Raw genomic sequence first — 23,688 nt, 5'->3', positions numbered from 1 at the left:
GCTAACACATTTTAGTATAATTGTGTTAGCACTTTTTTTAGGAGTAATATATGAAGAAAATTATTGGTGTTATCGTTATTATTTTACTTACATATTATGCTTTGCATAGTACACCATCTCTTGCGGTACGAACTGCACTATTCTTTGAAGGGCATCCAATTGTTGCTTTCTCAGGTGAAGTGGAGAAAGAACGGGATGTGAAAAAAGAGGCGATTCCTGATGAGTACCAAACCTTATATGGCGATAAGAAAGAAGAACCAGAGCATTATTTCTTTCCGGCAGTAAGGGCACACGGATCAGGAATTGATATGTTAAGTGCTTGTGTGAAAAAAGAGTGGTTATTTTATAAGGCAGAGCTCGGCTGCTATTAAACATAGGAGGATTAATGATGTCAGCATATAACAAGTTAGTAAGAGATCGTGTTCCAGAGAAGATTTTAATGTCTGGAAAAACATATACAGCACAAAAATTAACAGGACAAGCATACATACAAGCTTTGGCGAAAATTGGGACAGAAGAAATTCGTGAATTTGCTTCTATGAAAGAGCGTGAACATGCGCTTGATTCTCTTGCGGATGCACTGGAAGTAATCATATCATTAGCGCGTGCAGAAGGTGCAACAATTGAAGATGTAGAACGTCTTCGTAAGCAGAAAGAGATAGAGCGCGGTGGGTTTGAAAGAGGTATTTACTTGTTGGATGTTTCAGAAGAATAGATTTGTAGGGAAAGCATAGCGTTACTCATTAACGCTATGCTTTTTTGTTGCAAATAAACTAATAATGAAGAAGATAGCTGTTAATACCCAGCCAGTTGTAATAGAAGTAGTAGTATGAACTGCATAAGAAACTTGTAAACAAAGTAATGATGCTAGAAACCAAATGAGTGCAATGTGTACATATTTTTTTGATATATTCATATTGTATAACTCCTTTTATATACTAAAGTGAATTTTACTATAATTTAGAAAATTAAGCTATATGAGTAGAGGATTTATAGTAAATTCGGTATACTAAATAATAGGAAAAATGAGGAGGAAATGACAATGGCACATCATACGAAAGAAACGATGGAATTGATTAAGGAGCTTGTCTCTATTCCAAGTCCATCTGGAAATACAGAGAAAATTATTCGTTTTATTGAAAACTATGTAAGTGAGTGGAATGTAGAAACGAAGCGTAACAATAAAGGTGCTCTTATTTTAACGGTAAAAGGGAAAAATGATGCACAGCACCGTTTATTAACAGCACATGTTGATACGTTAGGTGCGATGGTAAAAGAAATTAAGCCAGATGGTCGTCTGAGTCTTTCTATGATTGGCGGATTTCGCTGGAACTCTGTAGAAGGGGAATATTGCGAAATTGAAACATCAAGTGGCAAGACGTATACAGGAACGATTTTAATGCATCAAACATCTGTACATGTATATAAAGATGCAGGTGAAGCGAAACGCGATGAGAAAAATATTGAGGTTCGTATTGATGAGCGCGTATTTTCAGCTGATGAAGTACGTGAATTAGGAATTGAAGTAGGAGACTTCGTTTCATTTGATCCACGCGTTCAAATTACAGAGAGTGGATACATAAAATCACGTCATTTAGATGACAAAGTAAGTGTTGCGATTCTATTAAAATTAATTAAGCGATTACAAGATGAAAACGTAACATTACCATATACAACTCATTTCTTAATTTCTAACAATGAAGAGATTGGATACGGTGGTAACTCTAACATTCCAGAAGAAACGGTTGAATATTTAGCGGTTGATATGGGAGCGCTAGGTGATGGACAAGCATCTGACGAGTATACAGTATCTATTTGTGCAAAAGACTCTAGTGGTCCGTATCATTATGCACTACGTAAACATTTAGTAGAGCTTGCGAAAACGAACAATATTGAATATAAAGTAGATATTTATCCGTACTATGGATCGGATGCATCAGCTGCGATTCGCGCTGGATTTGATGTGAAGCATGCATTAATTGGAGCAGGTATTGATTCTTCTCATGCATTTGAGCGTACACATGAAAGTTCGATTGCTCATACAGAAGCACTTGTTTATGCATATGTATTATCAGAGATGATTGCAGAATAAGAAAAGAAATGGGCTACCTCTAGTAGCCTATTTTTTGTTTGCAGAGAAATCGACTTTATTTAACAAAGAGTAAATTAATTGTAATTTATTTTACAATATTAAGAAAGTAGGTTTACTACATAATTCGAGTATTATAAAATAATAGAGGCGCACTAATTTTTTTTGTTCGAATTTGTCGAAATTTATATATTAAGATTACGCGTTATTAAAAGATGATTGTCGAGAGGAGTATTATTTTTTATGAAGTATCGTGCAGTCGCGGCAGGTATTTTAGCCGCAAGTTTATTATCGTCTCCAGTAAGTAGTTTCGCAGCAGCGAAGAAGTTTTCGGATGTTCCTTCATGGGCGCAAGAATCAGTTGATTATTTAGTAGGAAAAAAGGCGCTTGATGGAAAGCCAGATGGAACGTTTTCTCCATCTGAAGCAGTAGATAGAGGATCAGCTGCAAAAATTTTAGCAGTCGTTCTTGGTTTACCAATTGATCCAAAAGCAAAGCCATCTTTTAAAGATGCACAAAACCATTGGGCAGCTCCGTACATTGCTGCAGTGGAAAAAGCAGGTGTAATTAGTGGAGATGGTACTGGTAAATTTAATCCATCAAGCCAAATTAACCGTGCATCTATGGCATCTATGTTGGTACAAGCATACTCATTAGATAAGAAAATTATTGGAGAACTTCCAACACAGTTTAAAGATTTGGAACCTCATTGGGGTAAGAAACAAGCTAATATTTTAGTAGCTTTAGAGATTTCTAAAGGTACGGGAAATGGTTGGGAGCCTGAAGGAACTGTAACTCGTGCAGAAGCAGCTCAGTTTATTGCGATGGCTGATCAAAATAAAACAGATACATCAAAAAGAATGTATATGAACAGAAACTTTATTACATATCATCAACCATCATTATCATCTGGTATTACTGATGTTCAGCATAAGCCACAAATGGTTGTAGTGAAAGAACAAAGAGCAGACGGCTGGTTAAAAATTGTAACAAGTAAAGGTGAGAAGTGGACACCTCTAACAGAAAAAACAGAAACGATTAATGAAGGATTTACTACTTATGAAACAGCTTCACATAGTTCTAAAGTGCTAGGTACATATAATGCACAAACAGTAACGGTTATGGAAGAGAGTGGAAGCTGGATTCGTATCCGCGTAGGCGCTGGTTTCCAATGGGTTGATAAAAATCAATTAAACCCAGTAAAACAAGAGAACTTCTTAGAAGGTAAAGCAATTATTATTGATCCAGGTCACGGTGGAATTGACTCGGGTAATGTTGGTTATTACGAGAAAGAAAGTCAAATCGTATTAGATACATCTTTACGATTACAAAAACTATTTGAGAAAAAGACACCATTTACTGTTAAGTTAACACGTACGAACGATACACGCCCAGGAGTAGATTCTAGTGATTCTTTAAGAAAAAGAGTAGAATTTGCTAATGAAAATAATGGTGATATTTTCGTAAGTATTCACGGTAACGGTTCTACAGGTAAAGATGGACATGGTACAGAAACATTCTATTATGCAGCAGCACCGACAAGATCAACGAATCCACATACGGAAGACAGTCGCTTATTAGCAGAAAAAATTCAAAAGCGCCTTGTAGCAGCTCTTGGAACAAAAGATCGTGGTGTGAAAAAGGATAATTGGTACGTAGTAAAATATAATACAATGCCAGCTGTATTAGCAGAATTAGCATTTGTAGATAATAAGAATGATGCAAATAAACTCGCTACACCAGCACAGAAACAAAGTGCAGCAGAAGCAATTTATCAAGGTATTTTAGACTATTACGAAGCAAAGGGTAATAACGTATCTTCTTTCCGTTAATACATTAAAAGAGATTGCCGATAGGCAATCTCTTTTATTTATTAACGTTTCTCTTTATTTCAGGCATGTGATATCATTTAATTTTATATAAGAAAGTATTGTAATTATAACGATATAGAGGATGATCATAGATTGAATAATTATAGGAAAACACCTGCATGTATATATACGTATGCATTTCGTGAGGAGGAGCGTGCTTTATGTTACTTGGAAATGCGCTCGTTCTTTGGAATGGAGTCTCACGTTAATATTTTGAAAAGTGATGTCAAAATTGACCCGAGTAGAAGTCCTTTTATGAAAGAGCGCGTTGAGGTTATGTATGAAGGAGACGACTTAGAAAGTATTTTGGAACAAGTAAAGGAAATTGAATTAGGAGAAATGACGTTTAAAGTTATCTTCGTGAAAATCAATGATCTTGAGGGGGAAAATAAAATAGAGTATGCGGAAAGGCGTATCATTGAACGACATATTGGAGATTGTATTGATGCGGAAGCAGATGTGCGCAATCCAGAGCGTACTTTTGGTATTGTTCCATTAGGCGGACGTTGGTATTTTGGACATTATGTAGAGAGTAAGCCAGTTTGGTATCATCATATAAAAAAACCACGTAGCTATTCGACATCTCTTAGCACACGCGTTGCAAGATCCGTTGCAAATATTGCGGTGCCAAATCCAGAGGGAGTAAGAGCGATTGATCCGTGCTGCGGCATTGGAACGGTTGTAGTAGAAGCTCTTTCGATGGGAATTAACATCGTTGGTAGAGATATAAGCCCGCTCGTTGCGATTGGAGCGAGAGAAAATATTGCACACTTCGGATTCGATGGGACGATAACGAAAGGCCCGATCGAGGAGATTACGGATAATTACGACGTCGCAATTATCGACATGCCATATGACTTATTTACGCACGCAACACCAGAAAATCAGCTCTCCATTCTTTCAAGCGCGCGCCGCATTGCTAAAAAGGTAGTCGTTGTTACAATGGAAACAATGGACGATATGATTCATGAAGCAGGATTTGAAATTATAGATCGCTGCACTACAAAAAAAGGAACATTTTCTAGACAAATTCTTATTTGTGAATAAGGAAGAAAGGTCACCCGTTTGGGTGACCTTTTTTATGGTGGTTTGATGTGTGATTGGTTGGTGGAATGGAGAAGGGATTTGGCGAAATTTGTCGGTAAGTCGATATTCCATGTCGAATCGTCGATAAATTTAAAAAATCGCCGATATATTGTGTGAAATCGCTGATATATTCCGAGAATCGTCGATATCGCTAAATTAGTATATTACTGTTCTTTTAATTTCTCTTGTTGTGCAAGTAGTAAATTGCGCAAGATGTGTCCGCGGTAACTTTCTAGTTTGCGTCCTTCATGATAACGCACGCCTAATTTTTTTAGTTCAGCTACGTACCAGCCTTTTGTTCCGTAGTACATTGGATCACTTCCTTTTTGCTTTTGAACAGTATATGTTGGGGGTGGAAGTAACTTTCCAGTGAAAATAATAAGCCTGGCTGTATCAAGTGGTTCCATAAAATAGCTTCTGGATCGTGTATAAAAAAATAGACAGTAGTGTATGCTTTTTTACACAATGTATACAAATCTATACCCTATGCGTTGGCATGATATTTGCAATAAAAATAGTATCAACATATAGGGGAGAGATAGAAATGAAGGTTAGTAAAGTGTACACGACAATTGATGCTCACGTAGCTGGAGAGCCGCTCCGAATTATTACAGGCGGCGTGCCAGAAATAAAAGGAGAAACGCAGCTAGAAAGACGCATGTACTGTATGAAACATTTGGACCATCTTCGCGAGGTTCTTATGTATGAACCGAGAGGACATCACGGTATGTACGGTTGTATCATTACTCCGCCTGCAAGTGAACACGCTGATTTTGGCGTGTTATTTATGCACAATGAAGGATGGAGTACGATGTGTGGTCATGGCATTATTGCTGTTATTACAGTCGGAATTGAAACTGGTATGTTTGAAGTGACAGGTGAGAAACAGAAGTTCATTATCGATAGCCCTGCTGGGGAAGTCATTGCGTATGCAACATATAACGGGAGCGAAGTAGAATCCGTATCATTTGAAAATGTTCCTTCATTTGTATACAAAAAAGACGTTCCTATTAAAATAGATGAATATGAATTTCAAGTAGATATCGCATTTGGCGGAGCTTTTTATGCGGTAGTAGATAGTAAAGAATTTGGTTTGAAAGTCGATTTCAAAGACTTAGCTGCTATTCAAACGTGGGGCGGTAAAATTAAGCGCTACATTGAGAGTCAGATGGAAGTGAAGCATCCCCTTGAAGAAGGGTTAAAAGGAATATACGGCGTTATCTTCTCAGATGAACCGAAAGGGGAAGACGCAACTTTACGAAATGTAACGATCTTCGCTGATGGGCAAGTAGATCGTTCTCCTTGTGGTACAGGAACTTCCGCAAGAATCGCAACTCTTTTTGAAAAAGATGTCTTACAAAAGGGAGAAAATTTCGTCCACGAATGCATTACGGATGGGAAATTTGAAGGGGAAGTATTGTCGGTAACCGCAGTAGATACATATGAAGCTGTCGTTCCAAAAATAACGGGGCATGCATTTATTACAGGATTTCATCAGTTCGTTGTAGACCCGAGAGATGATTTGCATCGGGGATTTTTGTTAGGATAGAAGGAGGAGGTGGAAAGATATGCTAGTCATAAGCGCGAACGAACAACGAAATTTAGTAAATATGAACGAAGTTATTGAATACGCGGCGCTTGCTTTAAAAGAATTTTCCGCAGAAAGAACGATCACGCCAATTCGCGGCTCATTGCCATTTGCGAACGAGAAAAATACGGCATTAATTATGCCTTCAGTAGCGGAAGGACTTGAGGCACTTGGCTTAAAAGTAGTAACAGTAGTCCCCGAGAACAAAAAGATAGGAAAGAAAACGATAAACGGGATTGTAATGCTATCAGACTTTCAAACAGGAGAACCGCTCGCACTGTTAGAAGGATCTTACTTAACGATGATTCGAACAGGCGCCCTATCAGGAGTAGCGACAAAACATTTAGCTCGTCATAATGCAAAAACGTTATGCATAATCGGGACGGGTGAACAGGCGAAGGGAATTGCTGAAGCTGTATTTGCGGTAAGAGATATCGAAAAAGTCATTTTATACAATCGAACAGAAGAAAAAGCACATGCATTCTCGCAATATATACAAGAGAGATTCAATAAACCTGCATATGTTCACACAAATGTGAATGAAGCAATAAGCGAAGCAGACATCATCGTCACAACTACGAACGCATCCACACCAGTCTTTTCAGAAAAACTACAAAAAGGCGTCCACATAAACGCCGTCGGCTCATTCAAACCGAACATGCAAGAACTACCATCCCACGCTATCACGAGCGCAAACAAAGTAGTAGTCGAATCAAAAGAAGCAGCATTAGAAGAGACAGGGGACCTTCAAGTTCCGATGCAGGAAGGGTTATTCAAAGGAAGCGATATCCATGCTGAACTAGGTCAAATTATAAGCGGGGAAAAAGCAGGTAGGGAGAACGATGAAGAGGTTACTGTTTTCAAATCAGTTGGTTTGGCGGTAGTGGATATTATTGTTGCGAAGTATTTGTATGAGAAAGCGGTGGAGAGTGGGGTTGGGAATAGGATTGAGTTTTGAGGGACTGCCTTTTGGTGGTCTTTTTAATTTTGGGTTGAGGGGTAATAACATTTGGTCCTTTCCAAGAAAAGTAAAGAGTTGCATCAAAGTTATTTTAGGTGTTATGAAAAACTGCGTCATTTATTTCTGCAGGTTTCTAAATTTTATAACTGCTGTACAGTATCGCCATAACCACTACTAGCATTTCCATCGTCTTAAAAAAGATTTATAGTTATATTATAAATCTTCTTAAGGAGAGGGTATATTGAATAAGAAAAACAGGATGAATATTGCTATTTTAACAATTTTATTATTAATAATAGGCTACATATTTTATACAATGTACGGCAAAAATATTACGCAAGATAAAGCTTCAAAAGTAGCAATAAAATACATGACGGATAAAGAAAATATAGATCTTGTAGTTACTAAAGTCGAGACTTTACATGGAGTACGTGAGGGTTTTATTGATGTAGAAGGTTATTCTAAAAATGATAAGAAGAAGGTAATCCGCGTTACAATAAACAAAACGCAAAACTATTTAGTATCTGGTTGGGGATTTAAGAATCGAAGGTAATAAGTTAGATTACTCCAATAGAACTACCAATGGCATCTGTTTTATGAAGCCATTGGTAGCTAATCTGTTTAAGGCTTAGAGTCTCAAACGATGTCCTTTGTTAGACTGCCGTGCATTTCATTATTAGAGGTGCAGCTTTTTTACCATTCCCGCCATTCTTCAGTTATATCTTCTTCGGATTCTAAGCCACCTATTTGTGCTGCTGCATCGATAAATTCATAGAGATCTTCTCTTTCCATTGTTTCGATAAAATGGTTATGTTCGATATTTAGTTCATTTAATTTAATAACGACCTCTTTAACAACTTGCATGACTTCGACTTCATTTGGATTCTCACCTAATTGCTGTAAATTGTTAATGTAAGTGTCAAGAACCGTATTTGTTGCACTTATATTTTCTTCAGTGAAAAATTCCCCATCTTCATCATACTCAACCCATGAGGTTGTTGGTTTGTTTTTTTTCAATTCATCAAATGTCATGATAACCTCCTAAAAAGTGTTTTTTTATCTTTAATCTCATTCTATATTTTCAATCATATATAACAATCATTTAAGAGAAATTTTTTAGGCTACTAGTTTTTTAACTTATTTTGCTCTTCGCATCAATATAGTTTATCACAAGAATGCATGAATAGATTTCAAACCTTCTAGTTTTACAAAAAAGTTTGACTTTATATAGAGGTAGTGGTAATTTAAAATTTATAAGAAAACTCGGGATTAATTCCGAGTTTTCTTATGGGTATAACTAGTTTGAGGGGGCCGAAAGATGAAACGGAAATTATTTGCATTACCATTTGTCCTAATACTACTTATTGCATTAGCGGCTTGTTCTGGAGGAAAAGATTCTTCGAAGCAAGCGGGCACTAGTAAATCAGGGACTCCGAAAGATGGAGGAACATTAACGATTGGCGTTAGCGATAACCCAGAGACGATGAATCCGCTTTATGCGAATGATCGTGTGTCGTTAACGGTGCAGCAAGCTTTATATGCACCGCTGTATCATATGGAAGACGGTAAGAAGAAATTTGTTCTTGCTGAAAGCTTTACGCCTTCAGAGGATCAATTAACGTGGACATTGAAGTTAAAAGATAATTTGAAATGGCATGATGGTAAGAAAATTACATCAGACGACATAGCATTTACATTCCAATCTATTTTAGATGAGAAGCAAAATAGCTCAAGTCGTGAAAACTTTGTTTTTAAAGGAAAACCGCTTGAGGTGAAAAAGGTAGATGAGTTAACAACTCAATTCGTTTTACCACAAGTAAGTGCATCTTTTGAAGGTGTGATGAATGATTTCTTCCCAATTCCGAAACATGTATTTGAAGGGGAAGCAGATTTAGCGAAGAGTAAGAAAAACTTACAACCTGTAGGATCAGGTCCGTTTAAGTTTAAAGAGTATAAGTCTGATGAGTACGTTGCATTAGATCGATTTGATGATTATGTAGGTGGTAAAGCGAAATTAGACTCTATCGTATATCGCGTTGTAAAAGACCGTAATACAGCAAATGTTTCACTACAAAATGGTCAAATCAATATGAAGATGATTGAGCCGCAAGACTTTAAGAAATTAGATAGCACTGGGAACTTCTCAATGGTGACATTCCCTGAAGGTAGATTATTCTACTTATCTTATAACCAAAATACAGATCTTATGAAGAAAAAAGAAGTGCGCCAAGCAATTGCGCATGCGTTAGATAAAAAAGAAATGATTAACTCTGCATTCGTTTCTAGTCAATTTGCAGAACCAGCAAATTCAATTTTAACGCCGGATGCTATGTATTATGCAAAAGACATTAAAGAGTATAAGTATGATAAAAAAGAAGCGAAAGATTTATTAGCGAAAGCTGGCGTGAAAGATAAAGAAAAAGTACGCGTCATGTATGTAACGAATAATAAAATTATGGAAAGCTTAGCGCTTTATACACAACAAAAATTACAAGAAGTTGGCTTAGAAGTTGAACTGAATGCATTAGATGCTAGTGCAGCAAGTGAAAAAAGTTTAGATAAAGAGAATAAAGAATATGACATTACATTTGGTGGTTACATAATGGGACCTGAGCCAGATTCATATAAGAGCTTATTCTTAAGTAATGCTGAATACAACTATGCACGTTATAAAAACGCTGATTTCGATAAGTTATGGGAAGAAGCTGCAGTTGAAACAGATAAAACAAAACGAGCAGAACTATATCATAAAATTCAAGAGACAGCTAGAGAAGATTTACCTTATCTACCAATCGCATATCCGAAAGCGGTTATTGCAGTAGATAAAAAGTTTGATGGATTAAAAGAAGCAAAAGCAATTCCTGTCACAATGTTTGAAGATTTATCTAAGATTTATGAAGTGAAATAAGAAACAAACAGTAAAGAAGCTGGTGGAAATCAGCTTCTTTAGCTTGAGGGGGGAAGTTTGTGTATAAAGTAATTGCGAAGAGGCTTTTAAATGCAATTCCGCTTTTATTTGTTATTTCTATTATCTCTTTTTTATTAATAAAACTAGCACCGGGCGATCCTGTTCGAAACTTTGTCACACCGAATATGAGTCCAATTGATGTTGAGCGTATTCGCAAAAGTTTAGGACTAGATCAACCAATTTATATGCAGTATATTTTATGGCTGAAAAATATTTTAACAGGGAACTTTGGTTACTCACTGCAAAATCACCGTCCTGTTTTAGATCTTATTGTAGAAAGATTACCAGCGACAATCGGTTTAATGGGATCTTCTTTACTCGTCTCATTTGTGATCGCAATCCCACTTGGGTTATTTACAGGTGTGAAAAAGAATTCGTTCTTTGACCGCATTGTAAACTTTATTTCCTATGTAGGAATCTCAATGCCAGTCTTTTGGTTCGCGTTACTATTAATCTACTTGTTCTCTTTAAAGTTGAATCTTCTTCCGAGTATGGGTATGCGTACGGTCGGCCAAGATTCCGTCTGGGATATTGTCCAACATGGTATTTTACCTTGCATGGTGCTTGCGTTCCAAAACATCTCTGTCTATATGAGATATATTCGTTCCAGCACAATCCAGCAATTAGAAGAAGACTACGTACAAGTTCAATATGCGTACGGTGCTTCAAAGAAAACAGTTTTATTTAATCACGTGCTTCGAAATGTATTAATACCGATCATTACAATTTTCGGATTATCTATTCCAAGTTTAGTGGGCGGAGCGTTTATTACGGAAACAGTATTTTCATGGCCGGGTCTTGGTTCACTTGGGGTAAATGCTATTTTTAGATTTGATTATCCGATTATCATGGCAATTACATTATTATCATCATTCATGTTGATTCTTGGTAACTTAATTGCTGATATTTTATATGGCGTAGTAGATCCGCGCATTCGAATGAGGGGGTGATTTGGAATGAATAATAGGAGATTTCAAACGATAAAGCATAGTTTTACAAAAAATAAGTTTGTTGCAATGGGAGTTATTATACTTGCGGTTTTAACGGTCGCATCGATTTTCGCATTCGTATCGCCTTACGATCCTAGTAAAATGTCAATTCCAGATCGCTTACAAGAACCAAGTGTGAGTCATCCTTTCGGAACGGATGATTACGGAAGAGATTACTTAACTAGGGCGTTATATGGTGGACGCGTTTCACTTGCGGTTGGTTTCCTTGCAATGGTTGTATCTGTTACAATCGGTACCGCAGTTGGGACGGTTAGCGGATATTTTGGCGGAAAGTTAGACAACTTCTTAATGCGAGTTGTTGAAGTGCTTATGTCAATTCCATCATTCTTCTTAATGTTACTATTAAATGCTTATTTAAAACCAGGGATTACAACGTTAGTTCTTATTATCGGATTACTAACATGGATGGACACCGCTCGTATCGTAAGGGCAGAGACTTTATCTGTAAAAGAGCGTGAGTACGTTTTATACGCAAAAGTGTCAGGACAAAAATCACTCACGATTATTGTAAGACATATCATTCCTAACATTTTATCAACCATTATTATCGCCGCGACATTAACGATTGCGACATCAATTTTAATGGAATCATCACTTAGCTTCTTAGGTTTAGGTATTAGAGAACCAGATTCTTCTTGGGGCAGCATGCTAAACAATGCGCAAGGATATATTGGCGAAGCTTGGTATTTAACACTCTTCCCAGGATTCCTTATCCTTTTAACGGTACTAAGTTTTAACGTAATTGGTGAAGCATTGAAGAAAGCTTTCGCACCAAAAGGAGCTGGAAATGAAAACTAAAGTGTTAAGTGAAAGGAGTGAGAAGCGTGTCTGAAAAACTACTAGAAGTGAAAAATTTAAAGACTTCTTTTTTCATAGAAAGTGGAGAAGTGGAAGCTGTTCGCGGCGTTACATTTCGTTTAAATAAAGGAGAAGTAGTTGGTATCGTTGGGGAGTCTGGAAGCGGAAAGAGTGTAATGGCGAAGTCCGTGATGTCTCTCGTTACGTCACCAGGGAAAGTGAAAGAAGGAGAGATTCTTTTTCATAATGAAAACATCCTTTCTAAATCTGAAAAAGAATTACGTTCTATTAGAGGAAATCAAATTTCATTGATCTCCCAAGATCCAATGTCGGCGCTAAATCCAGTTGTGAAAATTGGGAAGCAAATGACGGAAGTAATTATACGGCATCAAAAAGTAAAAAAGAAAGAAGCAGAGCAGATTGCGGTTAACTTGCTAAAACAAGTCGGTCTTTCGTCGCCAGAAGAAAGGGTAAAACAATATCCGCACGAACTAAGCGGTGGTATGAAGCAGCGGGTTATGATTGCGATGGCAATGTCTTGTAACCCTGACCTTCTCATTGCGGACGAACCAACAACAGCGCTTGATGTAACGATACAAGCACAAATACTAGATTTAATGAAAAACTTAAAAAACGAAACGAATATGGCGTTACTTCTTATTACGCATGATTTAGGAATAGTCGCGCAAAACTGTACACGCGTTATCGTTATGTATGGCGGGCTTATTATGGAAGAAGGACCTGTACTTGATATTTTCCAATCACCGAATCATCCATATACGAAAGGGCTATTAAACTCTTTGCCAAAAATATCGAACGGCGTAAAAGAAAGACTTGCGCCAATTCAAGGTGTAACGCCAAATTTATTACACCCGCCGAAAGGTTGCCCATTCGCAGAGCGTTGCCCGCATGCGATGGACATTTGTGAAAAAGAACGTCCACCGTATTTTGAAATCGGAGACGGAAGGCGTTCCATGTGCTGGTTAAACGATAAGACAGTAGGTGATTCCTATGCATGAAGAAAACTTAATTGAAGTTCGGAACTTAAAAAAGTATTTTCCTATTAAAAAAGGACTATTCGGCAGAAAAACAGAGCAATTAAAAGCAGTCGATGACCTAAGCTTCACAATTAAAAAGGGTGAAACATTTGGATTAGTAGGAGAATCTGGCTGCGGAAAATCAACGACAGGAAGAAGCATCATTCGTTTGCACGATGTCACTTCAGGTAACGTGTTATTCGACGGAAAAGACATCGCAAGTTTAAAGGAAAGTAAACTAAAAGAATATAGAAAACGAATGCAAATCATTTTCCAAGATCCATACGCATCATTAAATCCGTCGATGAACGTATTCCAAATTATTAGTGAGCCAATGAACATTCATGGATCTTATGAAAAAGAAGAACAAAAAGAAATCATATTAGACCTGCTCAAAAAGGTAGGCTTAAAAGAAGAACATTTATATCGCTACCCGCACGAATTTAGCGGAGGCCAGCGCCAGCGCATCAGCATCGCGCGCGCACTATCTGTAAAACCAGATTTCATCCTATGTGACGAACCGATCTCAGCACTCGATGTCTCAGTCCAAGCACAAGTCGTAAACATGCTGCAAGACATACAAGAAGAAACAGGCGTCACATACTTATTCATCGCACATGACCTATCGATGGTAAGGCACATATCAGACCGAATCGGAGTCATGTACTTAGGGAACATAGTAGAAATTGCCGACAGCGAAGACCTATACACAAAACCGGCACATCCATACACACAAGCACTACTCTCATCCATGCCAGAACCAGATCCAACAAACATAGGCAAAGAACGGATCATCCTAGAGGGAGAAGTACCGAGCCCACTCAACTCACCATCCGGCTGTAAATTCAGAACGCGCTGCAAATTCGCCACTGAAAAATGCGCACAGGAAGTACCGAAGATGGTCGAGATTGCGAAAGGGCATGAGGTGGCTTGTCATTTGTTTTAAGGGGAAAAGCATCGGGGGGACCTGGTGCTTTTTTGTTTATATAGATAATAGTAAGGATAGTTTTACAACTTACTTGATAAATAGTAGGTTTTATTTTTCATGATTTTCTCTCCAAAATATATGTTCCTAAAACGAGTATAAGAGTATTTTACAAAGTGTATATCATATGGATGTAGAGTACAAAATAGTAACTTAAATTAAATATGGCAAGCATAACGCGTTGGTAAGTTTTACTGGCTCCAGCTGAAAATAAAACGCCTATAAGTGGTGCAAATAAACCAACTTTCCAAAAGATATTCGCTGATCCACCAATTTCTAATGTATGCTCATTTATTATAGTTAAAAGAGCATAAGGTACACAGGATAAAGATAATATAGCCCATTTGTTCAAAGTGCCACCCCCCTTTCGTTGTTTAAATATAAATAGTAGGAAAAAGTTTTTATGATTTGGAAGTGTATCCTATATATTTGGAATATTAGGCTATAATAAGTTATTATTTGTGCTGTTCATATATCCACCCATTTTTTCCGTTTCGAAATCATATTCCAATGTTTTAGTTTCATATTCAAATTTCATTACTATTGAAACTTTAGTATTATCTTTCCATGAAATTTCATAAAGGTCTGAACTATTAACAATATTAAAATTAGCCACCCTTATTTTTGTTTTCTCTACAAGTTTGTTTTTTTCTTTAAAGTAAATTTTTATGTATTTATCATCGAAGAGATGTCCATAAGAAATGCCCGTAATTTCTATTTGATTTGCTTGGTTGGATGACGTATTTTTTACAAGAGGTTTTTCGTTTTCTTGAAAAAATAGCCAATAAATAGGATATAGAATAAGTATAAAAATGATACTCATACCTAATAAAAATTTTAATATGCAACCGCCAAAATCGTGGTCTGCCATTTTATCATTACTTAGCCATTGGCTCATATTAGTTTCACCACTCAACTTTAGTATAATTAGATAGAAAACCTCTAAATGATTTAAAGTAGCACCTTGTTTAACTTTTTACTAAGCATAGAATGTTAACTATATTTATAAATTATTATCTTCATTTTGGAAATAATTTTTATGTTTTAATTGGTTTAATTTACCATAAAATAAAACGAACCGCTAGTGTTTTCGAATGATATATATATTTATCTACATGTAGAAATGTAGATAAATAGAAGATAGGCTTCAAATTTTAGCGCAAAACAATGGCGATAGTATTCTTCCGTATTTCAAGGCTTTAAATGAGAGAATATTTGAGCTTGGTGGATCTTATAAAGTAGGTATTTATTTTTCTTAAGTCGATACACATGAGATGTTACCTCTATAATCTTCTTTTTTTCGTTTCATAATGATTTATTATAAATAATACATGTCATAATCAAAAAAGAAGAAAAGTAAATTTGAATATCTTTTCTGTTATAAAGTTCAAAAACCTCTACATATAAGTAGAGGTTTTTGAATTTCATATTAATGAATTATGCTTTTTCAGGTAAACAAAGATTATAGAATAGATCATTTTAACTAGATTTATTATTAACTAATGTATCCCCACCACCAAGCTCCGCCTCAATTTGCGAAGTCTTCGATGACTCATCCATACGCCAATACGTAATAAAGCTGATCGCGATACATCCAGCTACGTAGAAGTAGAATAGTGACTCCATTCCGATACTTTTTAGCCACAATGCGATGAACTCGGCTGTTCCGCCAAATATCGCAACGGTTAGTGCATATGGTAAACCTACGCCAAGTGCACGAATTTCAGTTGGGAAGAGTTCTGCTTTTACAATTGCGTTAATGGAAGTGTAGCCAGTAACGATAATGAGGCCGACCATCATAAGCAAGAACGCTACGATTGGTTCTGTCGTTTTTTCCATAAAGAAGAAGATTGGTGCTGTTAGTAACGTTCCGAGAATACCGAAAGCCATTAATAGTGGGCGGCGTCCAATTTTATCGGATAGTAACCCCGCAATTGGTTGAAGTACGACGAAAATAAGTAGTGCGACAAAGTTAATCCAGCTTACAACTTCTTTCGGAAGACCGACTGTGTTTACCATGAACTTTTGTAAATATGTTGTGTACGTATAGAATGCAACAGTGCCTCCGAGTGTTAGGCCGACTACTGTTAATACTGCTTTCGGGTGCTTCATAAGTGCGCGAACGGTTCCTGCGCTTTCGCGTTTTTGCGATTTTATGTTTGCAAACTGCTCTGATTCATCCATCGTGCGGCGAAGCCATAATACAGCTACTGCGCCCATCGCTCCAATAATGAATGGAATGCGCCATCCCCAAGCTTTCATATCTGGTTCGCTTAGTAATTGCTGAAGAACAATTTGAACGCCTAACGCAACCATCTGTCCAGCAACGAGCGTTACATATTGGAAACTTGAATAAAAACCGCGGCGACCACTACTAGCCATTTCAGATAAATACGTTGCGGAAGTTCCATACTCTCCGCCAAGCGATAGTCCTTGTAGTAAACGGGCAAGAACTAAAATAATAGGCGCCATAATACCGATGCTTTCGTAACTCGGTGTACAGGCGATAATGAAAGAACCGCCGGCCATAACCGTAATAGAAAGCGTTAATGCTGCCCGGCGTCCGTGCCGATCCGCATAGCGGCCCATTAATAAACTTCCGATAGGGCGCATTAAAAATCCAACTGCGAAAATAGCCGCTGTGTTCAGTAACTGACTCGTTGGATCGCCTTTAGGAAAGAACTCTGCTGAGAAGTAAACAGCGAAAGCAGAGTAAACGTACCAGTCATACCATTCAATTAAATTGCCGACAGAACCTTTGAAAATATTGCCGGCGACTCGGTTTGATTTTGCTTGAGCCATACTAATTCCTCCTCTTGCTTAGAAATAAAAGGTATATATGAAAGCGTGTTCATTGTAGTTGAATTGTACTGTCTACGAAATAAAATCTCAATATTATGACAATTTTATTCTTTTTGTACTTTATGAACATGGATATTTTTAATAGTTGCTTCATTTTCAGTTTTGTCATAATAATAGAAAAAGGAGATTGATAGTTTTGAATATTTTATCAAAGGGTATGGGGTATGAAAAAATCACGCAAAGTGTCATTACAAACGAAAATAGTAAGCTTAATTATCGCGTTAATTTTATTTGTCGTTCTCCTATTAGCGGGAATATTTGTTTACATTCAGTCCGTTGATACGAAGCGCCAAGTGGAACAGTTAGCGCTACAAACAGCTAAATCTCTTTCTTTCATGCCAGCTATAAAAGAGGCTTTTCAAAATAACGAGCATAAAAGTACGATCCAATCCATTGCGGAACAAGTTCGCGAGCAAGCTGGTGCAGATTATGTCATTATAGAAGATCGCTTTGGGGTGATGTATTCCCATTCTAATTCGGAGTTAATTGGCACAAAGAGTAACAATCCATATAACTATGAAGCACTCACTTTTGGTGGCTATTATACGCTTGAAGGAAATGGTGAAAGTGGTTCCGCTTTAATGGCGAAGGCGCCCATTATTGTTCATAACGGAGACTACGATCAAGTCGTAGGTGTTGTGACAGTAGAGTTTTCAATAAAAGGTATCGAATCTAACATACTGAGCAGAACGAAAGAAATTATACTCTTTTCCTTAGCTGTATTACTAGCCGGCATTGTTGGTGGCATTCTTTTAGCGCGTAGCATTCGGAAAGATACACTCGGTTTAGAGCCGAATGAAATTGCAGCGCTATACCGGGAACGAAGCGCGATACTACTATCTATAAAAGAAGGAATTATCGCTATTGATCAAAATGGTTTTATTACAATGATGAACACCTCGGCAGAAGAGATGCTACATGTAAATGATGATTATATGCAGCAACACATTTCAAAAGTTTTACCGGAATTTAATATGGAGAGAGTGTTAGAAAACGATCAAGAAATCGCGTTTCAAGATAAAGTGTTTATTTTAAACATGACGCCGATACTCGAAAATAACAGTACGGTAGGCATTGTATGTAGTTTTAGAGATAAAACAGAACTGCAAAACCTTGTTAACACCATATCTGAAGTAAGAAAGTACTCAGAAGACTTACGTGCTCAAACACATGAATTCACAAATAAGCTGTTCGTCTTATCAGGATTACTTCAGTTAGGACATTACAAAGAAGCGATTGAATTTATCCAACAAGAATCTAATATTCATCAAAGCCAAAACCATATTTTATTCCATCAAATTCATGATGCGAAAGTACAAGCTATTTTATTAGGGAAAATCGCAACAGCATCTGAAAAGAAAATTGATTTTCATATTGAAGGAGATAGTGCGCTTCATCCGTTACCAGACCATATAAAAGTTTCGCACCTTATTACGATCCTTGGAAACATAATTGATAATGCATTTGATGCGGTGAGTGAACGAGAGGAGAAGAGTGTTTCCTTCTTTGTTACGGATATTGGACATGACATTGTGTTTGAAGTGATAGACAGTGGAGCAGGGATACCAGTTGAAAAAATCACGACTATTTTTCAAAAAGGATTTTCAACGAAAGGAAATGATCGTGGTTACGGACTAGCCAATGTAAAAGAAATGGTAGATGTCCTAGAGGGCACAATTGAAATTCAAAACGAGAAAAATGGGGGAGCGATTTTTACAATTTACCTTCCGAAAACATTGAAAGAAAGTACATGACAAACAGGGGGATGGGCATATGTTGAAGGTTGCAATTGCAGAAGATGATTTCCGTGTCGCGCAAATTCAAGAGGAGTTTTTATTAAAAATAAAGGACGTAAAAGTGATCGGAAAAGCATTGAACGCGAAAGAAACGATGGAACTACTACAAAGGGAAGAAATCGATTTGCTTCTATTAGATAATTACTTGCCAGATGGAATCGGAACCGACTTATTACCGAAAATTCATGCTGACTTTCCAGACGTTGACGTCATTATGGTTACTGCGGCGAATGAAAACCATATGCTAGAAAAAGCAATTCGAAACGGCGTAAGCAACTACCTTATAAAACCGGTCACGTTAGAAAAATTCGTTCGCACAATTGAAGACTATAAAAGAAAGAAGCAACTATTACATAGTAACAATGAAGTAAATCAAGCGCTAATCGATAACTTTTTCGGTACTTCACAAACACAAGAAATGAAAAACTTACCGACTGGTGTTGATCCGCTAACATTGCAAAAAGTGAAAGGCATTATAAAAGGATTCGAAGAGGGCATTACAATAGAAGAAATGGGAGAACAAATGGGGGCCTCCAGAACAACCGCAAGAAGATATTTAGAATATTTAGTAGCGACAAACGAGTGCACAGTAGAATACACATACGGAATAATTGGACGACCAGAACGAAAATATCGAATAGGACGAGGACTATGAAAAAGCGATTATTACTATGTATATGGATCATGACAGGAGTAATAGCTGGTTGTGCCTCGGAAAAATCCCATACGAATAAAGTGAACATCGACAAAGTAGAAATCGTTGCGCCAAACGTTCAAGGAGCAGGATGGGACTTAACAGCACGAGCAATGCAAAAAACACTGACGGAAGAAAAAATCTTCACAAAACCAATCACAGTCACCAACAAAGTAGGTGGCAGCGGTGACGTCGGCTGGAAATATACGAAACAAAAAGGCGGTCACGTACTGGCGATTAACTCAAGCTTACTCATAACGAACAATCTACTAGGCCACAGTAAACTAACATATAAAGACTTCACCCCGCTCGCGCTACTTGCATCAGACTGGGAAGTCGTTGTCGTATCAAAAGAATCAAACATAGAAAACGCAAAACAACTAATGGAACAACTAAAACAAGATAAGAAAAAATTCAAAATCGGTGTTGCCCCTGGCCTAGGAAACGACGATCACCTATCCTTCGTACAAGTAAGCAAAGCATTCGGTATAAACCCAGCCGAACTACAATTCTTCGTCTACGAAAACAAAGAAAAAATCATAAACGCCCTAACGAACAAACAAATAGGCGCCGCAACCATGACCCTATCCGAAGCCGAAAAACAATACAAAACCGGCAAAATAAAAATACTAGCCGTATCCGCACCAAAACGACTAGACCGCCTACCAGAAATCCCAACATGGAAAGAACAAGGAATCAACGTTATCTTCCAGCACTGGAAAGGAATTATGGGCCCGAAAGATATGACGGAGGAAGAGGTTGCTTATTGGGATGGTGTGATTAAGAGGATGGTGGAGAGTGATAGTTGGAGGTGGATTTTGAGGGAGAGGGGTTGGAATTCTTATTATAAGGATAGTGGGGAGAGTAGGGGGTTTTTGGAGGAGAGTTATGGTTGGTATGGGGGGATGGTTGGTGGAGATAGAGGAGATAAGTAATTTTAGTGCTTTGTACTTATAAAATATCGATATCATTCTTAGTCTATACATTTATATAAATATTTCCTTTTATAAAAATAATGCGTTATTATAATTTTATAAATTAAGATAGAAAGAGAACTAAAATGGATGTTAATAATATAGAGTTACCAGAATCATTAAAAGAAGTACTTTGGGATGGATGCTCCTTGGTATTATATTTGTTGTATGTACTGTGCTTGTAATTATTAGATCTTATATACCAGATGATATGCTACCTATAATTAAAGGGGTTTTAGCATTATTTGTTTTAGGGGGGATATTTTATATAGGTTACTAAAGTAATTATTATGGTTTATGAGTGAAGAGGAGTTAAGATGGCTAAGCGAAAGAAGAAGCAAGATGAATCGATATTGGGATCTTTACTAGTTATGACGTTTTTCGGGGTGTTGTGGAAACCGGAATTTTTAGTACCGATAATAATGGTATCGGCAGCAATTATATTATTATATATGTATGTGAATGTAAAAAAGCTAAGAGAACTTCGGCAATCAGGAATTTATGATATCGATAAAATGAGTGGACACCAGTTTGAAAAATATTTAGGACGTCTATTTCAGGCTTTGGGTTATAAAACAGAGGTTACTAGAGCATCTAACGATTTTGGTGCAGATTTAATTTTGAGAAAAAATGATAGAAGAATTATTGTACAGGCAAAACGCTATAAGAATAACATTGGAATTAAATCTGTTCAGGAGATTGTTGGTGCAAAAGAGTTGTATAAAGCTGATGAAACATGGGTTGTTACAAATAGTGAATTTACAGCTGCAGCATACAAACTCGCTAAAGTGAATCGAGTTGTATTAATTAATCGAGAGAAACTTATTAAGTTAATTAGTCAGGGCAAACGAGAAAAGAGAAATTAGGGAGATAAAAGGTTAGGTATAGACTAATGGAAAAGGCACTATGAAAAGTGTCTTTTTGTTTTGAATATAGAAAAATAATCCAGAAAACTTATATTTTAGTATATAATTTAAAATGAGAATGGTGTTGTAATAATATTTCTTATTGTAAAAGAGAAATTTTGATAATTTTTTAGTATTTGAAGTTGATTATTATTATATATTTATATTTTGTTTTTATGAATTTGCAACGTACATAATATGAAAAAAGAGGGGATTCTTGTGGGTTTACATGTTATACCGAATGATTTACCGAGCTTAACTCCAGGTGAGAGAAAAGTACTTGAAAAGGTTCGGTCTTTATATAAAGATGTGCAAAGAGAAGCGTATTTATATATTCAGCCAAGAATTAGACATTTAGAACCAGATTTTATTTTAATTGATTCACAAAGAGGTGTAACAATCTTTGAAGTGAAGGATTGGGAACTTTCTTACATTAGTAGAGCGGATAGAAGAAAAATAGATTTAGCAGATGGGAAACAGGTAGATAATCCGTTTTGTAAAGCTAACTTATATCATACTGCAGCACAGAGATTATTTAGTTTGCAAGATGTTTTAAAAAATGAACGGAACGAATTAAAGTTTAAATTACATACTAACGTTATATTTCCGTATCTTCATTTTAATAAAATTGAAGAGAGTGGATTAGATCCAGTATTTAATCAGCCACCGGCGCAGTGTATTTCATCTGACATGTTAAGTACAGTAAATATAAATCAATTATTTAAAAATGAATTTAGTTTCGTAGAAGAAGATGAAATTATTGCGATACGAACGCTATTATTCCCAGAAATTAAGGTTAGTTGTAGCGATAATCAAATTAGTACAAAAGAATTAATTACAGCACTAGATGCAGAGCAAGAGCGTTTCGCGAAGCGTGTACCGTACGGTCACTATATGGTAACTGGAGTTCCGGGTAGTGGGAAAACGGTTTTATTGCTAGCTCGTGCAATTCATCTAGTACGTGAACATCCAGAGTGGAAAATAAAAATATTAACGTATAATAGATCGTTAAAAACAAAAATTGAGAACAAATTGAATTCTTTAGCAGCTGATCTTGCTTTTATGAATGTGCGCTTAGAGAATATAGATGTTAGCACTTTTCATAAATTTGCGCTAGATACAGCAAGTATATGTGTACCCCAAAAAAATACAGTGAAGTGGTGGAATGAAGAATTGCCGGAAGTAGCTATACAGCGAGCTCAATCATCATATGATGCTGTTTTAGTGGACGAATACCAAGACTTTCTAGATGATTGGATTCGATTATGTGTGAAGTCTTGTAAAGAACATACGTATGTTAATAACCAAAAGGAAACTGTTACTGGGATAAATTTATTTTTAGCAGGAGATAGACTCCAGAGCATCTATAACAACTCAGATCATAGTTGGAAGAGCTTAGGTATTGATATGCGCGGGAGAAGTTCTTTATTAAAGAAATCTTATCGTGCCGGTAGTCAACATATAGATTTAGCCCTTAATTTCTTGAAACAAGAAAAGAAATTGGAAGAGGAAGTAAATAAATTTTATTGTCCAATGAGCGAACTATCTTTTGAGAATGAAATGAAAGATGGAGTTAGTTTTATTGAAGGATCATATGAAGATATTAGTAATAAAGTTTACGAGCTTATTAAGCGCAAGGGCTATAAGCCAGAAGATATATTAATTTTGTGTAGAGAAGGAAAAGATTGTGAGAATATACAAAAGAAATTAAATCGTGAGATACGTCAAAAAGTAAAAGTTACAAAAAATATTACTGAAGGACATTTAATTATAACAACATATCATTCATCAAAAGGTCTTGAGGCACCAATTGTCTTTTTAGTTGATGTGGACAAGTTTGAAAGAATGGAGCTTGAACAAAATGATATTAAACTACGTAAGCTATTATATGTAGGCATGACAAGATCATCTGAGCATTTATACATTCATGCTGGAAGTTATGATAAACCTTCCTTTGGGCAAGTATTAAGGAACGAAATATCTTGAGAATATCCTTGGAAATCTAAAGAGGAGTATAATTGAACTGAATGATAAAACATTAAAGGTGTAGGACGGGGGAATTA

Annotated in this window: 24 protein-coding genes; 18 read left to right on the top strand and 6 right to left on the bottom strand. The window is 36.6% G+C overall.

Annotated features, from left to right (window positions below; genetic code table 11):
* Positions 1-50 precede the first annotated feature (50 nt).
* Both MR070_RS20150 and MR070_RS20145 read left to right on the top strand, forming a co-directional pair.
* Entirely contained in the window at positions 51-371 is a 321-nt protein-coding gene (locus MR070_RS20150) for a hypothetical protein (protein WP_000720155.1), read from the top strand.
* Between the two features lie 17 nt (positions 372-388).
* Positions 389-715, top strand: a complete 327-nt coding sequence (locus MR070_RS20145; RefSeq protein WP_001277353.1) for a nucleoside triphosphate pyrophosphohydrolase — start codon at positions 389-391, stop codon at positions 713-715.
* A 21-nt stretch (positions 716-736) separates the two neighbouring features.
* On the opposite strand, the gene MR070_RS20140 is transcribed toward MR070_RS20145, so the two are convergent.
* Positions 737-916, bottom strand: coding sequence for a hypothetical protein (locus MR070_RS20140; RefSeq protein ID WP_001027102.1), 180 nt, complete (start codon positions 914-916; stop codon positions 737-739).
* 126 nt (positions 917-1,042) lie between these two features.
* Here MR070_RS20140 and MR070_RS20135 point away from each other — a divergent pair, with 126 nt between their 5' ends.
* From MR070_RS20135 to MR070_RS20125, 3 genes are all read left to right on the top strand, one after another.
* Positions 1,043-2,092, top strand: coding sequence for a M42 family metallopeptidase (locus MR070_RS20135; protein WP_000930097.1), 1,050 nt, complete (start codon positions 1,043-1,045; stop codon positions 2,090-2,092).
* Positions 2,093-2,332: 240 nt separating this feature from the next.
* Complete coding sequence (locus MR070_RS20130) at positions 2,333-3,922, top strand: N-acetylmuramoyl-L-alanine amidase (RefSeq protein ID WP_044793667.1); 1,590 nt, start codon at positions 2,333-2,335, stop codon at positions 3,920-3,922.
* Between the two features lie 132 nt (positions 3,923-4,054).
* The gene (locus tag MR070_RS20125) at positions 4,055-5,008 is read left to right on the top strand and encodes a TRM11 family SAM-dependent methyltransferase (RefSeq protein ID WP_242261910.1); all 954 of its coding nucleotides are present in this window, start codon (positions 4,055-4,057) and stop codon (positions 5,006-5,008) included.
* Between the two features lie 203 nt (positions 5,009-5,211).
* On the opposite strand, the gene MR070_RS20120 is transcribed toward MR070_RS20125, so the two are convergent.
* The gene (locus tag MR070_RS20120) at positions 5,212-5,454 is read right to left on the bottom strand and encodes a YflJ family protein (protein WP_000433496.1); all 243 of its coding nucleotides are present in this window, start codon (positions 5,452-5,454) and stop codon (positions 5,212-5,214) included.
* An 89-nt stretch (positions 5,455-5,543) separates the two neighbouring features.
* Here MR070_RS20120 and MR070_RS20115 point away from each other — a divergent pair, with 89 nt between their 5' ends.
* The 3 genes from MR070_RS20115 to MR070_RS20105 all read left to right on the top strand — a co-directional run bounded on the left by MR070_RS20115 (position 5,544) and on the right by MR070_RS20105 (position 8,149).
* Positions 5,544-6,596, top strand: a complete 1,053-nt coding sequence (locus tag MR070_RS20115) for a proline racemase family protein (RefSeq protein WP_242261909.1) — start codon at positions 5,544-5,546, stop codon at positions 6,594-6,596.
* Positions 6,597-6,615: 19 nt separating this feature from the next.
* Entirely contained in the window at positions 6,616-7,593 is a 978-nt protein-coding gene (locus MR070_RS20110; RefSeq protein ID WP_242261908.1) for an ornithine cyclodeaminase family protein, read from the top strand.
* Between the two features lie 262 nt (positions 7,594-7,855).
* Positions 7,856-8,149: a hypothetical protein gene (locus MR070_RS20105; RefSeq protein WP_396021600.1), complete on the top strand. Its 294-nt coding sequence runs from the start codon at positions 7,856-7,858 to the stop codon at positions 8,147-8,149.
* A 140-nt stretch (positions 8,150-8,289) separates the two neighbouring features.
* On the opposite strand, the gene MR070_RS20100 is transcribed toward MR070_RS20105, so the two are convergent.
* On the bottom strand, positions 8,290-8,628 hold the full coding sequence (locus MR070_RS20100) for a hypothetical protein (protein ID WP_242261906.1): 339 nt from the start codon (positions 8,626-8,628) through the stop codon (positions 8,290-8,292).
* Positions 8,629-8,914: 286 nt separating this feature from the next.
* On the opposite strand from MR070_RS20100, the gene MR070_RS20095 reads away from it, so the two are divergent.
* The 5 genes from MR070_RS20095 to MR070_RS20075 are packed head-to-tail and all read left to right on the top strand — an operon-like array spanning position 8,915 to position 14,355.
* Positions 8,915-10,504 carry an ABC transporter substrate-binding protein gene (locus MR070_RS20095; protein ID WP_242261905.1) on the top strand — a complete coding sequence of 530 codons (1,590 nt, stop codon included), beginning with the start codon at positions 8,915-8,917 and terminating at the stop codon, positions 10,502-10,504.
* A gap of 59 nt (positions 10,505-10,563) precedes the next feature.
* Complete coding sequence (locus MR070_RS20090; protein ID WP_242261904.1) at positions 10,564-11,514, top strand: ABC transporter permease; 951 nt, start codon at positions 10,564-10,566, stop codon at positions 11,512-11,514.
* Between the two features lie 6 nt (positions 11,515-11,520).
* A complete protein-coding gene (locus tag MR070_RS20085; RefSeq protein ID WP_242261903.1) occupies positions 11,521-12,372 on the top strand; it encodes an ABC transporter permease in 852 nt (283 codons plus the stop codon).
* Positions 12,373-12,398: 26 nt separating this feature from the next.
* Entirely contained in the window at positions 12,399-13,391 is a 993-nt protein-coding gene (locus MR070_RS20080; protein ID WP_242261902.1) for an ABC transporter ATP-binding protein, read from the top strand.
* Positions 13,384-14,355: an ABC transporter ATP-binding protein gene (locus tag MR070_RS20075; protein ID WP_242261901.1), complete on the top strand. Its 972-nt coding sequence runs from the start codon at positions 13,384-13,386 to the stop codon at positions 14,353-14,355. Before MR070_RS20080 ends, MR070_RS20075 begins: the two co-directional genes overlap by 8 nt.
* Positions 14,356-14,503: 148 nt before the next feature.
* Here the strand turns inward: MR070_RS20075 and MR070_RS20070 are convergent, their stop codons facing one another.
* The 3 genes from MR070_RS20070 to MR070_RS20060 all read right to left on the bottom strand — a co-directional run bounded on the left by MR070_RS20070 (position 14,504) and on the right by MR070_RS20060 (position 17,196).
* The gene (locus MR070_RS20070; RefSeq protein WP_242261900.1) at positions 14,504-14,746 is read right to left on the bottom strand and encodes a hypothetical protein; all 243 of its coding nucleotides are present in this window, start codon (positions 14,744-14,746) and stop codon (positions 14,504-14,506) included.
* A gap of 90 nt (positions 14,747-14,836) precedes the next feature.
* Complete coding sequence (locus MR070_RS20065) at positions 14,837-15,292, bottom strand: hypothetical protein (RefSeq protein WP_242261899.1); 456 nt, start codon at positions 15,290-15,292, stop codon at positions 14,837-14,839.
* A gap of 581 nt (positions 15,293-15,873) precedes the next feature.
* Positions 15,874-17,196, bottom strand: coding sequence for an MFS transporter (locus MR070_RS20060; RefSeq protein ID WP_065224652.1), 1,323 nt, complete (start codon positions 17,194-17,196; stop codon positions 15,874-15,876).
* A gap of 224 nt (positions 17,197-17,420) precedes the next feature.
* Here MR070_RS20060 and MR070_RS20055 point away from each other — a divergent pair, with 224 nt between their 5' ends.
* From MR070_RS20055 to MR070_RS20035, 5 genes are all read left to right on the top strand, one after another.
* Positions 17,421-19,010, top strand: a complete 1,590-nt coding sequence (locus tag MR070_RS20055) for an ATP-binding protein (protein ID WP_242261898.1) — start codon at positions 17,421-17,423, stop codon at positions 19,008-19,010.
* 19 nt (positions 19,011-19,029) lie between these two features.
* Positions 19,030-19,707 (top strand): response regulator, encoded by a 678-nt coding sequence (locus MR070_RS20050; RefSeq protein WP_000921521.1) that lies wholly within the window; start codon positions 19,030-19,032, stop codon positions 19,705-19,707.
* Positions 19,704-20,681, top strand: a complete 978-nt coding sequence (locus MR070_RS20045; protein ID WP_242261897.1) for a tripartite tricarboxylate transporter substrate binding protein — start codon at positions 19,704-19,706, stop codon at positions 20,679-20,681. Before MR070_RS20050 ends, MR070_RS20045 begins: the two co-directional genes overlap by 4 nt.
* Positions 20,682-21,037: 356 nt before the next feature.
* Positions 21,038-21,586, top strand: a complete 549-nt coding sequence (locus MR070_RS20040) for a restriction endonuclease (protein ID WP_242261896.1) — start codon at positions 21,038-21,040, stop codon at positions 21,584-21,586.
* A 258-nt stretch (positions 21,587-21,844) separates the two neighbouring features.
* A complete protein-coding gene (locus MR070_RS20035) occupies positions 21,845-23,611 on the top strand; it encodes a UvrD-helicase domain-containing protein (RefSeq protein ID WP_242261895.1) in 1,767 nt (588 codons plus the stop codon).
* The last annotated feature ends 77 nt before the right edge of the window (positions 23,612-23,688 follow it).

This window comes from Bacillus cereus group sp. BfR-BA-01453, assembly GCF_022662915.1.
GTDB lineage: Bacteria > Bacillota > Bacilli > Bacillales > Bacillaceae_G > Bacillus_A > Bacillus_A paranthracis.
The sequence above is the reverse complement of the archived record's forward strand: the minus strand, read 5'-3'. Positions and strand labels throughout refer to the sequence as shown.